12 protein-coding genes are annotated in these 16456 nt (G+C 54.4%); 10 read left to right on the top strand and 2 right to left on the bottom strand.

Annotated elements, in window-relative coordinates; genetic code table 11:
- The first annotated feature begins 42 nt into the window (after positions 1–42).
- The 3 genes from ACR0AW_RS10430 to ACR0AW_RS10420 are packed head-to-tail and all read left to right on the top strand — an operon-like array spanning position 43 to position 3373.
- A complete protein-coding gene (locus ACR0AW_RS10430) occupies positions 43–1098 on the top strand; it encodes a betaine/proline/choline family ABC transporter ATP-binding protein (RefSeq protein WP_170635907.1) in 1056 nt (351 codons plus the stop codon).
- Positions 1095–2651, top strand: coding sequence for an ABC transporter permease subunit (locus ACR0AW_RS10425; RefSeq protein ID WP_170635906.1), 1557 nt, complete (start codon positions 1095–1097; stop codon positions 2649–2651). Before ACR0AW_RS10430 ends, ACR0AW_RS10425 begins: the two co-directional genes overlap by 4 nt.
- The gene (locus ACR0AW_RS10420) at positions 2648–3373 is read left to right on the top strand and encodes an alpha/beta fold hydrolase (protein WP_170732799.1); all 726 of its coding nucleotides are present in this window, start codon (positions 2648–2650) and stop codon (positions 3371–3373) included. The genes ACR0AW_RS10425 and ACR0AW_RS10420 overlap by 4 nt, the downstream gene beginning before the upstream one ends.
- 293 nt (positions 3374–3666) lie before the next feature.
- On the opposite strand, the gene ACR0AW_RS10415 is transcribed toward ACR0AW_RS10420, so the two are convergent.
- Positions 3667–4596, bottom strand: a complete 930-nt coding sequence (locus ACR0AW_RS10415) for a LysR family transcriptional regulator (RefSeq protein WP_170732798.1) — start codon at positions 4594–4596, stop codon at positions 3667–3669.
- A gap of 94 nt (positions 4597–4690) precedes the next feature.
- On the opposite strand from ACR0AW_RS10415, the gene acdA reads away from it, so the two are divergent.
- Positions 4691–5908, top strand: a complete 1218-nt coding sequence (acdA, locus tag ACR0AW_RS10410; RefSeq protein WP_170732797.1) for a 3-sulfinopropanoyl-CoA desulfinase — start codon at positions 4691–4693, stop codon at positions 5906–5908.
- Positions 5909–6248: 340 nt separating this feature from the next.
- Positions 6249–6602, top strand: a complete 354-nt coding sequence (locus ACR0AW_RS10405) for a hypothetical protein (RefSeq protein ID WP_170732796.1) — start codon at positions 6249–6251, stop codon at positions 6600–6602.
- Between the two features lie 564 nt (positions 6603–7166).
- On the opposite strand, the gene ACR0AW_RS10400 is transcribed toward ACR0AW_RS10405, so the two are convergent.
- Positions 7167–8864: a tetratricopeptide repeat protein gene (locus tag ACR0AW_RS10400; protein ID WP_170732795.1), complete on the bottom strand. Its 1698-nt coding sequence runs from the start codon at positions 8862–8864 to the stop codon at positions 7167–7169.
- 317 nt (positions 8865–9181) lie between these two features.
- On the opposite strand from ACR0AW_RS10400, the gene ACR0AW_RS10395 reads away from it, so the two are divergent.
- From ACR0AW_RS10395 to nadC, 5 genes are all read left to right on the top strand, one after another.
- Positions 9182–11221 (top strand): alkyl/aryl-sulfatase, encoded by a 2040-nt coding sequence (locus tag ACR0AW_RS10395; RefSeq protein WP_480439015.1) that lies wholly within the window; start codon positions 9182–9184, stop codon positions 11219–11221.
- Between the two features lie 865 nt (positions 11222–12086).
- A complete protein-coding gene (locus ACR0AW_RS10390; protein ID WP_170561666.1) occupies positions 12087–12968 on the top strand; it encodes an NUDIX hydrolase in 882 nt (293 codons plus the stop codon).
- A gap of 77 nt (positions 12969–13045) precedes the next feature.
- Complete coding sequence (gene nadA, locus ACR0AW_RS10385; protein WP_170732793.1) at positions 13046–14017, top strand: quinolinate synthase NadA; 972 nt, start codon at positions 13046–13048, stop codon at positions 14015–14017.
- Positions 14014–15552, top strand: a complete 1539-nt coding sequence (locus tag ACR0AW_RS10380; protein ID WP_170732792.1) for an L-aspartate oxidase — start codon at positions 14014–14016, stop codon at positions 15550–15552. Before nadA ends, ACR0AW_RS10380 begins: the two co-directional genes overlap by 4 nt.
- A gap of 12 nt (positions 15553–15564) precedes the next feature.
- Positions 15565–16416, top strand: coding sequence for a carboxylating nicotinate-nucleotide diphosphorylase (gene nadC, locus ACR0AW_RS10375; protein ID WP_170732791.1), 852 nt, complete (start codon positions 15565–15567; stop codon positions 16414–16416).
- Positions 16417–16456 lie beyond the last annotated feature (40 nt).

The raw sequence follows: 16456 nt of genomic DNA, 5'->3' as shown, positions 1-16456 counted from the left end.
CCCTGAGCCAACTAGGCCCATTCCGAGGCCGCTGGGGGACGCATGGGTGACGATACAGTTATTAAAATATCGAATGTCTGGAAGATTTTTGGAGCGAAACCCGAAGTCGCATTGCAGGCAATCCGTGAGCGTGGGCTGAGCAAAGCTGAGGTACTAGCTGAATTCAACTGTGTTGTCGGCGTGGCTGATGTCAGCCTGTCTGTGAACCGCGGTGAGATATTCTGTATCATGGGCCTGTCTGGCAGCGGCAAGTCCACGTTGGTGCGCCACTTCAATCGGCTTCTGGAACCTACCGGTGGCAAGATAGAGATCGAAGGAACCGACGTTATGGCACTGGGGCCGCAAGAGCTTCAGCAGTTCCGTAACAACAAAATCGGTATGGTGTTTCAGAACTTCGCTCTAATGCCGCACCGTTCGGTTTTGGACAACGTCGCCTTACCGCTGGAAATCAGACAAGTTAGCAAAAATGAACGTATGCGGCAGGCCGCCGCGATTCTGGACATTGTCGAGTTGGGGGCCTGGGGGTCAAAATTCGCGCACGAGTTGTCCGGTGGAATGCAGCAGCGCGTGGGCTTGGCGCGCGCATTGGCTGCGAACCCGGATGTGCTGTTGATGGATGAGCCGTTCTCGGCGCTCGATCCGCTCATTCGACGACAATTGCAGGATGAATTTATTCGGCTCAGTAAGATTTTGAAGAAGACTACCATCTTCATTACGCACGATCTGGACGAAGCGGTGCGCATCGGTAATCGAATTGCAATCATGCGCGATGGCAAAGTGGTTCAGATCGGCACTGCCGAAGACATCGTTATGAACCCTGCCGACGATTACGTGGCAGACTTCGTAGCGGGTATCTCGCGCCTCAAAGTGGTGCGCGCGCACGCAGTGATGCAACCAATTTCAGACTATGTAGCCACCCATGGCCCGTTGGACGCAGATGCACCGCGCGTCAATGAGGCGGAAAATCTTAGCACTCTGATCAATTTGGCGATTGACCACAACAGCGCCATCCTGGTGGAGGACGGCGGCAGGGATGTGGGTTTGATTACCCGCGCCGATTTGCTGCGCACAGTAATCGAGGGGACGGAAGTATCATGAGCACATCCGACGCGAACCCTGATGGCGTAAACCCGCTGGAAGACACCGAAAGCGAAGCTGCTCTGGCATATGCTGAAGAACGGCGCGAGAACATTCGCACATTTGTACGTACTAACCCCGATTATTACATCAAAAACTTTGACAAGATCGGCGCGTCCGCTCGCTTTACGGCGACCTTCAATCTGATGGCCGGGATTTTCGGTCCAATCTGGTTCGGAGCGCGTGGCTTGTGGTCTTGGGCACTCCCATTCCTAATCATCGAAACACTCGCCTATGTGCAGATTGCCCGCGGTCTTTTTGGAGACCTCGCAGCCGACGCGATGGCTCGTATCGCTTCAATTGAAGGAACATTGGAGTTGCGTCGTCAGCAATTGGCTGCTGCGATCGAAGCAAATTCCGACAAGATTGATGTCTACCAGCGTACTGTCGAATCTCTTGAGGCCAATATCGGCGGTATACGAGCCGAAGCCGAAGCATTGGCCGCCCAAGGCCCCGCGATCATATTGTCGGGCCTTATTATTCTGTTGGTCATAAAAGCGGTGCAGTCGGTTGTGGCAAACTGGGCGCTTGAGGCACGGTTTTCAGAATGGATTTCGGATCGTTCGATCCGTTCAGCTATGCCTGTTTCTGAGATCGTGTTCAGCACAATTTTCATGGCGTTAATCGTAACAGCGGCAATGTTGCACTACAGCTTCCCCGGGCGTTTTTCATTGCTCAGTCACTTTCCAACAGATCCCGATATCCGTTTGACCGGCATCACTTGGGTGGAAGACTTCATCGCGTTTTGCGTCCGCAACAGTGAAGCTTTTTTTGATGGGCTGACGATCGGTATCCGTGCACTGCTCGATGCCTTAGAGGTCATCCTTGTCCAGACACCTTGGATCGTAATTGCATGTCTGATCATACTGCTAACTTGGCTAACTGCCGGTATCAGCACGGCTATCTACTCAGGGGCGTTCCTGGCCTATATGGGTCTTTTGGGCTTTTGGGAGGCGGCAATGACGACACTGGCATTGCTAGGCACCGCAGCTTGTCTATCAATCGTTATAGGCATACCACTTGGTATGTTCGCTGCACGACGCCCGCGTTTTTATGCTTTCATCCAACCAATTATGGATTTCATGCAAACCATGCCTGCGTTTGTCTTCATGGTGCCTGTGATCGCGTTCTTTGGCGTTGGCAAGCCTGCAGCCGTTATTGTCACTATGATTTTCGGCGGTACTCCTGTTGTGCGCCTGACCGTACTGGGCCTGCGCGGTGTACCTGAAAGCGTGCGCGAAGCGGCAATCAGTTTTGGTGCAAACAAATGGTATTTGCTCACTAAGGTCGATCTGCCCCTGGCAAGCCCCTCGATCCGGGCAGGAATCAACCAGACCATCATGCTCTCGCTCGCCATGGTCGTGGTGGCTTCGCTGATTGGTGCCAAGGGTCTGGGCGAGGATGTACTTGAGGCGCTGCAATACGCCAATGTCGGACAGGGAATTCTGGCAGGCTTTGCCATCCTGTTCTGCGCCATGATACTTGATCGCATTGTGCAGGGACAGCGAAAGTGACGCCGCTTGTCCTGGTCCATGGTTTCATGGGTGGAAGCGCGCAGTGGGCACCACAACAGCGCGCGCTTTCAAAATCCCAAAAGCTGATCACGATAGATTTGCCTGGGTTCGGACAGAATGCAGACTTGCCTAGCATCGAAACGATCGGTGGGTTTGCTAATTGGGTTCTGGACCATTTATTTCACCTCGGCGTCGAACACTTCAACCTCTTGGGACATTCGATGGGCGGAATGATAGCGCAGGAAATGATACACCGCGCCCCACAACGCATAGATCAATTGATCCTCTACTCCACCGGTGCGGTCGGCATCCTGCCCGACCGTTTCGAGACAATCGAGGAAAGCAAACGGCGTGCCCAAACCGAGGGTTTCCAGGAAACAGCTCGCCGCATCGCTGCGACATGGTTCTTGGATGGCCGGTCTGCTGAAGCTTACTCAGACTGCGCTGAGATTGCAGCGCAATGTACACCGGATGCCATGCTCAAGGGGCTGGACGCAATGCGCGCTTGGCGCGCCGGTGATTATCTCTCTGCCATCAAAGCTAACTCTCTGGTGATCTGGGGTGACATGGACCGCACGTATTCGTGGACACAGACCAAACAACTTTGGACGTCGATCAATCAGGCTGAGCTTTCCGTCGTTCCCGGCTGCGCCCACGCGGTACATCTGGAAAAACCCGATATCTTCAATGTTGTGCTGTCGGATTTCTTACGCCGGACTTAAAAAGATGCTTGTGCTGATAGCGTTGCTGATTTTAGCGTCTCTGCGGCGTAGAAGATATTGCACACCCGATCTTAAATGGCCGCTATATCAAATTGGAGGAGTTGCCATCGCAGATGCAGCGAATGACCGATACTAAGGGCCAAATCGCAGCAATGGCAACCATAGGTAAATGGTAATAACGGGCCGTTAATGTGTGAACCCAATTGAGGGCTTCAAGATCGGAAGCCGGTTCTATTTGGGCACTCGTCCAAACTGACCGGACACGCAACGGAGATCACGTGTGCGTTTCAAGATCATAGTCGATCAAGCCGAAGCCGCGAGTGTGGGAGAGGTGTGTCTTGTTCGCTCGCAGCGGCGGCCTCGCCCGTCGAGAATAGCGAGGCAAGCATCGCCTCACTTCCAGCCAGCGCACCCTTGCGTACGGTCGCAAGGACAAGTTTCCGAGCCGACGATTGTGGAAGACAAATACTTTTGACGTAGTCAGACCGATACCGCAAAACATCGGGGACAGGCAGAAGCGTAAAACCCAACCCTGCCGAAACACACTCCATAATCGCTTCAAGGTTATCAAGGACAATGGTTTCGGAACCCTTTGGTCTTTTGTGCTTAAGCATCTCTCCAGCAATGAGTTTTCCGATCCCGGTGTCGGGCATAAAGTGAAAGAAGGGCTGCGCATTCAATAAACCCGCGAGGCCGTCTTTCAGCAATTTCTCATGGGCTGCAAAGGCAAAGGGTTCCTCTCGAAGCACCTTTTCCGCAAGCGTGTCGGGAACACCTTCTGCATCTGTAAGAAGGGCGGCATCAAGCTGACCGCTTACAACCTTTTCTTGTAGAACCTTGGACAGGCCGGTTTCGAATGAGAAGGTCGCTTGCGGTGCTTGACGTTTTGCGTTGTTCAGGAAGTTCGGCAGCAAGCGAACGGCAGCAGTTGTGACAAATCCTATTCGGAAATGCCCAACAAGCGTGTCCGTCGGGCGACAGATTTTGAGAAGGCTGTCTTCGTGCTGCAGGAGCGGGATCGATGCCTCGACGACGCTCCGGCCGATTGGCGTAAGTCGCGGTGGTCGTACGGTGCGGTCAAAGAGGTCGACGCCAAGCTCCACCTCAAGCGCCTTCATCTGCATTGAAAGTGCAGACAATGTCATGTTTTGCTGCTCGGCCGCTTTCGCAAAGGAGCCGACATTCGAGACCCGTATGAGGGTTCTGAGAGAACGTGTCTGCATAACTTAAGGTATATTGGATTAGATATCCAATTTTATTCGATTGTGTTGTATTACTGCAAGCGTATTCTGTTAAAAACAGAGACGAGGGACACGCATGCCGCATCCGCTTGTGAACGTTGCGAAAGAACTGGCCCCAGAATTTGAGAAACGTGCCGCAGATTGGGACAGATCGCGCAGGTATTGCTGGCTGAATGTTGGTGAATTGGCCGATGCTGGCATCATGGGTATGACCATTCCAAAGAAATATGGTGGGCAGGGCGCGAGTTTTCTGGATGTCACCATGGTGGTCGAAGAGATCGCGAAAGCCTGCACCCTGACCGCCCGCATCGTTGTCGAGAGCAACATGGGCGGCATCAGTGCGGTCATGGGGTACGGCAATGATGAGCAGAAGGCTTTTTGTGCTCAGCATGTCCTGGCAGGAGATAAGCCCGCGATCTGCATAACCGAACCAGACTCGGGAAGTGCCGCGACCGAATTGCAGACTACCGCGCGGAAACAGGGTCGCACATACATCCTCAACGGGTCCAAGCATTGGATCACTGGTGGAGGGGTCTCGAAGCTGCACCTGATCTTTGCCCGCGTGCTCGATGAGGCAGGCGTCGATCAGGGGATTGGCGGTTTCATTCTGTTTGCCGATCCGATGTCAGGTGATACGCCCAAGGGGTTCACCGTGGTGGGTCGCGAATACACGATGGGCCTTTGCGGTATGCCCGAAGCAGAATTGCGGTTCGAAAATATCGAGATCAACGAGAAATGGCTGGTCAAACCGCCTTCAGGATTGAAGCGTGGCTTTGCCGACCTGATGAACGCTTACAATTCGCAACGCGTCGGTGCGGGAGCAGTTGCTATGGGTGTTGCGGCAGGGGCACTTGAACATGCAAAACGCTACCTCGTTCAACGTGAACAATTCGGGCGCCCGCTTGCAGAATTCCAGGGGCTTCAATGGATGCTGGCCGATATGGACACGAAAGTTCATGCAGCTAGGCTGCTGCTCCATGAAGCGGCACGATCGCGTGGCCCAAACGGCAGTCAGTATCCCGATATGACCATGGCCGCCCGCGCCAAGCTTTTTGCGTCCGAGATGGCTATTAAGGTGGTCAGCGATGCGCTGCAGATGTTCGGCGCGCGCGGCTACAGCGATCGTGAACCTCTGGAGCGGATGTATCGCGATGTGCGCATGTTCACTATCGGCGGCGGGACCGCACAGATTCTCCGGACCCAAATCGCCGGAAATATTCTAGGCATTAAAACACCACAGACGCGGGACGGATATACGCGCCTTGCCGACATGGAGCGTTACGCGGCTGAATAGAAGACCCTGTAAAAATTGAAAAAGACTTTCGGGCCGCCGACTTTCTTGTGCCGCAGCCCTACGCGGCTGCGTGCCGTCACGCCTGCGGCATGCTCGGCCGACGGTTTTTTCGCGTTAAGCTAGTTGCCTAGTTAGCCAACTTAGCTGCGCAAGAAAGGCGCTGTATTCATGCGCCAGAGAAGTTTGCGACCGAGCCAGCGAAACAAATGCAATTTTACGCTGCGTAAAATGGCTGGGCTATTTTTCGACAATCGTAAACTTCCTAAATGAGATTTGCCTAGGCAGGCAAGTTTAGCGCGTACGCCAAGCAATTACTTCGATTCCCGAAAGGAAAGCTGCGATGAAAAAGTTCATTTTTGTTGCTCTCATCAGTCTTACCGCATGCACTCAGTACCCGATGCAGAAGCCACTGATGGTTGACGGAACCAGGAATGCGACCTTCTACACAGATGAGGCTGAATGCCGATTGATGGCCGCGAGTTTCAATCCTGGGCAGCGTAAAATAGATGCTACGTTCGGCGCTATTGATGGCGCGGTTACTGGTTGGGTTGTTGGCGAGAAGGAAGATGTCATCGGAGGTGCGATCGCAGGTGGCATAGTCGGATCTGTGCGCGGCCAGTACAATGACGAAATGGCGCGGCGTCATGTGCTTGTGAACTGCATGCAGGTGCGTGGTCACGGTGTGGTGGGCTAGTAATGGCTGCAGATTACTCAGTGGTTTATCGAACGGGGCCTTGGCCGTGACTCAGAAAAGGGTCCGAACAGAATTCGTAATTTGGGGTAAATTCTGACCAGAGAAGGAGTGCTCTAATGCCGAATAAACGTTTCAGTTGTAACAGTTAAAGAAACCGGCCTGATTGGGTGGGTGAACAGTGTCGCGCAGATCTTCCAAAGACGCGTTTCGATTGCCTTGCATGTTGGCGCATCGAATTGACATATCCCACCCAGAAGCGCGCTTCTTTCAGGCTACAGGTGATCAACTTCCGCATGTTTAGCACCGATGAGCAAAGTGTTTTGCAATGCCGAAACTACGTAAAAGGCCGTCCCCAAAATGTGCCAACTCTGACAAACCATTCCAGACATGGACCGGCAGCGACCGTTGGCCCGCTTGCGTGAAAGCTAGAAAATGAACGACGATCTGATGATATAAAGTCAGCCATCTGACGTGGTTTACTTATTGCTGCGTACAAGGGTGATGCGATTCCAGATAACTGTGAAACCCACCGATGAATAGGTGTGCGGAAACTGGATAAGCCGGTCAAGAATCTGACAAACCAGCCTTGTGAAGGCTGGCCAACAGGTTCTCCTTAAAAGTGGCGTCAAGTTGCCAAATGGCAAGTATATCCGATGCAACAGATGAAAAATCTGGGCGTAGAACCAACAAGCTGCGTAGGGCCGCCTGGGCCTGTTCCCCATTTCCCAGTTTGCTGTGTAGCGCGGCCTGCCATAGATGGGTCCAGAAGAAACCTGGCATATCGATTTGTTCCAATTGTGCCAGCGCCGCTGCATAGTCGCCCTGGTCGAACTCGTAAAAAACCCGCGGAAACAGATACCACTGAGGATGCACAGGGTTCAGAGCGATTGCCCGGTCTACAATAGCAAGTCCTTTGTCCCATTCGCCACTGAACGCCAGACGCATCCCGTAATGGGCCAGAATGTCGGTGTCATTCGGATTCAGGTCAATCGCCCGTTGCCCGGCCTCGCGGAACCCGGCAAAATCACCGAGCACGAACCGCATATTGGCCATCATCAGATGTCCCGCCGCCAGATTTGGGTCGATCTCGACCGCCCGGCGTGCTGCGGCATCGGCTGCGGCCAGAATCTGTTCGCGATTTCCGCCCAGCCCAAAACGTATCTGTTGCAGATACAGGTTCGACAGCACCGCCCAGGCCTCGGCATAATCCGGAGCCTTCTCAAGCGCGTTCAGGATGCAGGATTTGATTTCAGCATGGCGATCCAGATTGATGGTTACCTGATAGCTGTAATAACCAAGCACACAGTCATAAGCATCGCGATTGTTGGGTGGAATTCTATCGGCATCTCGCATCTCGCCAAGCGTCAGTAGCCCGTATTTCCCGGCCAGTTTACCCATTACATCTCGGATAATGCTGTCCTGTACCGCATAGATTTCCTCGGAGGTATTGCTGACCTCATAGCTTTGCGACCAGATATATCTTCGGTCTTTCAGATCAATGAGGCGTGCGGACAGGCGCAAGATGTCGCCCCTGTCCATCACATTGCCTTCCAGCGCGAAATCAGCGTTGAATTCTTTACGCAAGCTCGCCGTATCAATCTCGGTTTCACCAGAATGCAGTGTGCTGCCAAGGGGCAAGACCCAGATGTCCCGGAACCGGATCAACTCGGTCGTCAACTGCCGGGTAAGACCATCGGCGAGGTAATCGGGGCCCTCTCCCAGAGTTTCAAAGGGCAGTACAGCCACGACGGGCCCTTTGGGCAAGCTGTGATTTGCCTGTTCCTCAGGCGTCCCTGAACGGGTCAATCCCCAGATTAGCCCAAACAATGCCAGGCCAAAGGCGACAGCCAGTCCAATCCCAGCGCGTCGTCGTCCGCTGAACCCGGCATTTGGCCGGGCGTCAGCAGGTGCCTGATCAGGGCTGGGCAGTGAAGATTTTTCGAACCGCGGCGCGTATCCTCCTTTGGGTATGGTGAGACGTATCGGATCGCCCCGACCGGGCCCGGCATAGTAGGTGTCAATGTCCTGCCTTAGTCGCCGCGCCTCAAGTCGGACAATCGGATCGACCTGCTGGTCGAAGCTTTCGTCGCGGTCAAAGACGGACATGGCAATCGACACGCCTTTGATCTGATCTGAACGACCAGCCAGATATTCCTCGATGATATAGTTCAGAAATGCGCGGCGTTTGGGGCTGGCGGTGAAATCCGGATGCTCCAGGATACGTTGCATCTGTACCCGAATTTCACGCTCGGTAGTATCCACTTCAATATCCCTCTGCCTCGGGAAAACCAAGGAAAACTATTATGTTGGCCTCGTTGATACATGTGTTTTTCGACAGGTGGCAACATGTTTGCACTTCTCGGGAAAAATTCTGCGGATAAGAGGGCCGCACTGCTGGTCGTACAGGCAGGCACCCGGCTTCCAAAAGATCGCGCATCTCGGCACATCTGGAGGTCAATGCACCGGCGGGACGAATTTCAACCTCGTGGTTCGTCCCGTCAGACCTCCTGCGCTGCGATCTCTTTTGAAGCGTTCATGATAGGAACCGATTATATATGCCACGCCGAACCACCTTACTCTTGACCGTCACCCTTTTGACGCTGACCTCAGGTCTTGCCGTCGCGCAGGATGGTAGTCCTCAGCACTTTGACACGAAGGGCAAGCTGCCCTCGGATTACACGATCGAATTCCAGCAAACCCAACGCAATAACCTGCCGTTCGATGACGAGCGTGACTTTGAAGAAAGCCGCAAGGGGCTAATTGCGGTTCCAGAATACCGCCAGATCAAAACCGAGGATGGCACCGTCGCCTGGGACATCGGCAGCTATGACTATCTGCTCGAGGGCAAAGAGTTCGACTCGATCCACCCGTCGTTGCAGCGTCAGGCGATCCTGAACATGAATTTCGGCCTGTACGAGATTCTCGACGACAGCATCTATCAGGTGCGTGGCTTCGATCTGTCCAACATCACTTTTATTCGTGGCGATACCGGCTGGATCATCTTTGACCCGCTGGCCTCCAAGGAAACTGCCGCTGCAGCGCTGAAGCTGCTGAACGACACCGTGGGCGAACTTCCTGTCAAGGCGGTTGTCTATTCGCATTCCCACGCCGACCATTATGGCGGTGTGCGCGGGGTGATCACCGATGAGGACGTGGCAAACGGCGTGGAGGTGATCGCGCCCGAAGGTTTCATGGAACATGCGGTTTCCGAAAACGTCTATGCGGGCAACGTGATGAACCGCCGTCTGTTTTTCCAATACGGCGTATTGCTGCCACGCAGCCCGTTCGGTCATGTGGATCAGTCCATCGGCAAGAACATCTCGGCTGGCACCACGGGCCTGATCGAACCGACCCGCTATGTCTCGGACGCGTATGAAGAGATCATCGTAGACGGCGTGCGTATGATCTTCCAGAATACACCGGGTACTGAAGCACCTGCTGAGATGAATACCTATTTCCCCGACCTCAAGGCATTCTGGGCGGCGGAAAACATCACTGGCACAATTCACAACATCTATACCTTGCGTGGCGCACTGGTGCGCGATGCGCTGAGCTGGTCCAAGCATGTCAATGACGCGCTGTACAAGTTTGGGCAGGATGCCGAGTTGATGTTCGCCTCTCACTCTTGGCCCCGTTACGGAAATGAGCGCATTCAGGAAGTGATGCGTGCGCAGCGTGACACTTACGCCAATCTTAACAACGGGGTACTGAATCTGGCCAACAAAGGCGTGACCATTAATCAGATTCACAACGTCTATGACGTGCCGGAAAGCCTGCAGCAGCAATGGGCCGCGCGCAGCTATCATGGCTCGGTCGAGCATAACAGCCGGGCGGTGATAAACCGTTATCTGGGCTACTGGGATGCCAACCCCACCACGCTGACACCCCTGTCGCCAGAAGACAGCGCGCCGCTGTTTGTCGAGATGATGGGCGGTGCCGAACCGATCCTGACAAAAGGGCAGGAACTGGTGAACACCGGCAAATACCTTGAAGCGACCGGGATTCTGAACAAACTGGTCTACGCCGAGCCACAGAACCAGGCCGCCAAGGACCTGTTGGCCGACGCGTTCGAGCAGATCGGGTATCAGAAGGAAAGCCCTTCGGTCCGCAACTCGTTCCTTGGTGCGGCGTTCGAACTGCGCAACGGTATTCCGCAGGGCGCTACCATCGAGACCACCGGTCCCGATACGATCAAGGCGATGCAGACCACGATGTGGCTCGACTTTCTGGCCATTCGCGTCAATAGCGCCAAAGCCGCCGATATGGAGTTCACCATCAACCTGTCGATCCCCGACCGGGACGAGAACATCGTTATCGAGATGAGCAATGCCACTCTGACTCATATCGTCGATCAGGTGGCGGAAGGCGCCGATCTTTCGATCAGTCTGAGCCGCACGGACTTGGAAAAGGTCATGACCGGTGAGCGCAGATTGACCGAGATGCTCGCTGATGGCACCGCGCAGTCTGAGGGCAACGCCGAGATCGTAGCGCAACTGGCTTCGACCCTGGATCAATTCGATTTGGGTTTCGAGTTGATGCCCGGCACCGGTGCGCAGGATTTGACACCACCCGCCAATGATTTTGCCCAGCCCGGGTTAGCAAACTCGAGTGGCGGCTGAGGCGGGACCGTCCGATTGAAAGCTGGCTCAGGGTTTTGCTGCCCTGGGCCTCTCTCTTTCTGACTATTGGACCGGGAGAAGTTTTCGACCAGTAGTGCTGGTATCGGAGCAGCAGAATGCCCCGTCCGAACGACTGCTGGATTGTTACCGCCGTGCGCGGACTCTTTCATCCGTGGTGTCAATGCGGGATCAGAATCTTCAGCCTAAGAAAGTCAAAGCGCATGACGCAAAAATCAAACTGGGTTGTTCTGAAACTTGCAATTTGTGAACATCAGCCAAGATATCAAACTACCTAGAGGTCCCGATCCGTAGATTTCAATTCACTCCTGGACCCCGTCCCGTACAACGATTCAAAGAACTGGCTGCTTAGCGCCGCGGGTCGGATGGGTATCTTCGAACTGGAGGAAGCTTCACAACCCAACTGTCGAATGTGAAGTGGTCAGACCTTAGCTGCGAAATGCTATGATCGCTTCCAAATTTCGATAAGACACTGTGTGTCGCAAATCGAAGTATTTAGTGTAATCATTAATGTCTTTGCGGAAACGGCAGCCTTCAAAAAGATCATACGTAAGACCGTTCTGAGAACTACTTTAGCGAAACGAATACCTCAACGGGCTGTTTGGTCAGCCCGAACCCATATCTTGCGACACTTCTCAAGTCGTGAGACGAAACTGTATTTCAGGTTCATTGGACCGAAAGTAGTAACCTGATGTTAGAACAGTGGGACGATTAACTGGGCCAGAAATGCTTGTTCTCTGAAGAAGCACCCGTCACACTGTATTTTTCTTCAAGCCAAGGTACTAAATTTGGGTTAGAACGCACATTCTAACCAACGCTTCGCGACATTCTACAAACAGGAAATTCCTTGCCAAGTGGACTAGCCCCTGCCGAACTGATCGCAATCCTAATCGCCGTGACTGATGATCAGCCGCGTGTCATGACCTTGCGTGGCGGTAACGCGCTACCTTCGGGACCGTTCGAATCTTCACACCGCAGCTTGCAAAGCGGCTTGCGGGCCTGGATTGAGGCGCAGACCGGCCATCCGGTGGGATATCTTGAACAGCTTTACACCTTTGCAGACAAGGATCGCGATCCACGCTCGGGTTATGCCGACAACTCTCAGCGTATCTCGATCAGCTATCTCGGTCTGGTGCGGGAGCAGGATACTACTGGTGCTGGACGTCCGGCATGGCGTAGCTGGTATCAATACTTCCCATGGGAGGATCATCGCGATCGCAGCCCCGAAGAACTACCACAAATTATCAAACGTATCTCAGCTTGGGCAGGGAGTGATCCGCTAAAACTGCAGCGTGTGGACTATCTGTTTGGTCTGAATGGGAAGACCTGGAACGAAGAGCTGGTTTTGCAACGTTATGAGCTTATGTACGAAGCAGGGCTTGTTGACACTCCTGAATTCGGTCGTCACATGGAAGCGGACAACCGTCGCATTCTCGCCACCGGCATATCTCGCTTGCGGGCCAAGATAAAATACTCTCCGGTTGTGTTCGAGCTCATGCCCGAAAGCTTCACCTTGCTGCAGTTACAGCGCACAGTTGAAGCGCTGTCTGGTCTACACCTGCACAAACCCAATTTTCGCCGCCAGATTGATCAGCAGGAATTGATTGAAGATACCGGCGAAATGTCCAGCGGCACCGGTGGTCGTCCGGCACGCCTGTTCCGATATCGGCCGGCCATTCTAGAGGCTCGCATGCTGTCGGGCGTCAGATTACCTCTCTCCCGGTCCTGAACCTCGCTTGACATAATCTCGAATCGAGAATAAGCATGACCTCAATATACTCGATTCGAGTATAAATGGAGAAGCCAATGAAAGATTTTCGCCTTCCAGACCTCTACGACCGGGTAAAGCAGATCATCCCGCAACCCGAATGGATGCTGTTTGAAGATGATCTGGAAGCCATCCTTGATCTCAAGCGTGAGAGGAATGCGGTCATCCTCGCCCACAATTACCAAACGCCGGAGATCTTCCATGGAGTTGCCGATATCGTGGGCGACAGCCTTGCGCTTGCGCGAGAAGCTGTCGAGGTTAATGCCGATGTAATTGTGTTGGCTGGTGTGCATTTTATGGCGGAAACTGCCAAGCTGCTGAATCCGGATAAGACAGTGCTGATCCCAGATTTGGGGGCGGGGTGTTCACTGGCGGATTCCATCACACCCGAGGATATTGCGCTTTTGCGTGAAGCCCATCCCGACGTTCCGGTGATCACATATGTAAACACTTCGGCAGCGGTGAAGGCGGCATCGGATATCTGCTGCACGTCGGGCAACGCAGTAAAGGTGGTGGAATCCCTCGGGGTGTCGCGCGTGTTGATGATCCCGGACGAGTATCTCGCCAAGAACGTCGCCAAAGAGACCGATGTCGAATTGATCGCATGGCATGGACATTGCGAGGTGCACGAATTGTTTACTCCAGCCGATATACGTGAAATGCGCGAAGCGTGGCCGGGTGTTACGGTCCTGGCCCATCCTGAGTGCCCGCCCGAAGTGGTTGCCGAAGCAGATTTTTCTGGCTCTACCGCAGTCATGTCGGATTTCGTCAGCGACAAAAAACCGACGCGGGTTTGCCTGTTGACCGAATGCTCGATGAGCGACAACGTGGCGCTGAACCATCCTGAGGTGGAATTCGTGCGCCCCTGTAACCTGTGTCCACATATGAAGCGCATTAGTCTGCGCAACATTCGCAACGCATTGGAACTTGGCCATCACGAGGTCACCGTCGATCCGGCCATCGCAGAAGATGCGCGCCGCGCGGTGGAACGGATGCTGGCAGTGAAATGATCGGGCTCGAAGGGCTTCATGGTCGAACTGCCATCATCGGTGGCGGCATCGCCGGGCTGACGGCTGCGCTGGAACTGGCTCCACAACCCGTAGTACTAATCACCCGTGCAGGGCTGGGCCAGGAATGTTCCAGCGCTTGGGCTCAAGGAGGGATTGCCGCCGAACTAGGCGCGGATGGTGATCCTGCGCAACACTTGGCCGATACTTTGCGGGCGGGCGACGGGCTGTGCGACGAAACCCTGGCGTCGGCCATTCTCTGCGAAGCGCAAAAGGCGATCACTGCTTTAGAGAAACATGGCGTTCGTTTCGATAGAACCGCCGACGGCACATATGCCTTGGGGCGCGAGGCCGCGCATTCCCGCCGCCGCATACTGCATGCAGGCGGCGACCGCACCGGAGCCGAAATCACATCGGCCCTTGCGAGTGCCGTGTTGCAATGCCAGTCGATCACTTGCTTGACCGGAGTCGAAGCCCGACGGGTGTTGACGCTAGACGGACACGTCACAGGCGTTCATCTGCAAAAAGATGCCCAAGCAGAGGTATTGCGCACATCTCAGGTCGTTATGGCGACAGGCGGTTGCGGCGGTCTGTTTGGTGTCAGCACCAACCCTTCAGGTAATTTCGGCCAGGGTGTCATGATGGCCGCCCGCGCCGGGGCAGCGTTGCGCGATATGGAATTTGTCCAGTTTCATCCCACAGCGCTGGATGCCAAGCAGACACCACTGGCATTGGTCAGTGAAGCCGTCCGGGGCGAAGGCGCAATTCTGATTGACCAAACCGGCAAGCGCTTCATGTCGCATATTCCGGGGGCTGAACTGGCCCCGCGCGACGTGGTGGCTCGTGCCGTGCATCAGGTCATATTGGAAGGTGGGCGAGTGTTTCTTGATGCTCGTGCCGCGCTTGGTGCCGAATTTGTCCAGCGGTTCCCTGGCATCCATGCATTGTGCGCAGCAAGCGGAATTGATCCGGCGCGCGATCCCATACCGATACTTCCGGCTGCGCATTACCACATGGGCGGTATCGCCGTTGATGAGCATGGAAGAAGCACTCTGTCAGACCTTTGGGCCATAGGTGAATGCGCGGCCACTGGCCTGCATGGTGCCAATCGCCTTGCTAGCAATTCACTGCTGGAGGCGGTGGTGATGGGATGCCGCGCCGCAAATGATGTTGCCAAGGCAGAAATGAGAAACCTGTCATTTGTTCCTACAGTTACCGCTCTGCCTCGTTCTGACCCTAGCTCTGTCCGGCCTTTGGCTACAAAATTTCTGGGTTTGATCCGCGACGAGGTGGGATTGCGTCAAGTCATTTCAAAGTTGTCTCCGTTGGTCGAAACCGCTGCCTGCGCTTCTGACCCGGCACTAGTCGCGCTTTCGATCGCGGTCTTTGCCGATCTGCGCCGTGAATCGCGGGGCGGACATTACCGAAGTGACTTCCCCAATCCTGAGGCGAACGCGCAATCTCTTTTGATGACTCTGACCGAAGTACTTGCTCATGCGAGTTTGACCAGTCAGGAACCCTTTTTGAGGACTGCTTGAGAAATGACTATCATGCCCCTAGCCCCGTTGCCCCGAACGATGCTGGAGCCGGTGATCCGCCGCGCACTTGATGAAGATTTGGGCCTCGCCGGAGATGTCACCTCTTCGGCTGTTATTCCTTCGGATCATGTTTCCGAAGTTGTGGCTTGCGCGCGTCAATCCGGATGTATTTCCGGTCTGGATTGTGCTGAATTGGCTTGTGAGCTGATAGATCCGGCGATCAAAGTAATCCGCCATGTCGAGGATGGTGGGACAGTTGCGCCCGGCGCAGTGATCGCCACTTTCAAAGGGCCGTCGCGCAGTCTGCTGATTGCCGAACGTACGGCGCTCAACTTCTTGGGTCATCTATCGGGTATTGCAAGTGTGACTGCCGATATGGTTCGCCGCGTCGAAGGCACGCGTGCTGCCATCGTCTGTACCCGAAAAACAACGCCCGGTTTGCGGGCGTTAGAGAAATACGCTGTGCGATCAGGCGGCGGCATGAACCATCGCTACTCCCTAAGTGACGCGGTGCTGATCAAGGACAACCACATCGCCATAGCCGGGGGTGTCCGCCCAGCCTTGACTCGGGCCAAAGAGACAGTCGGTCATATGGTCAAGATCGAGATCGAGGTCGACACGCTGGAGCAGTTGGCCGAAGCACTGAAAATCGGTGTTGATGCGGTGCTTCTAGATAACATGGATCCAAGAACCTTAAGCGAAGCTATAGGCATGATTGATGGTCAAGCCATTGCCGAAGCTTCAGGCGGGATAACCCCAGATAATGTGCGGGCTGTGGCGAACACCGGTGTTGATTTGATTTCTATGGGCTGGATCACCCACAGTGCACACTGCCTCGATATTGGTCTGGATTTTGTGCTCTAACAGCACCAAGAGTAAACCAACAGTTACGACGCTCATTGCC

The organism is Ruegeria sp. C5 (assembly GCF_056537605.1).
This window is presented reverse-complemented; position numbering and strand designations above follow the sequence as displayed.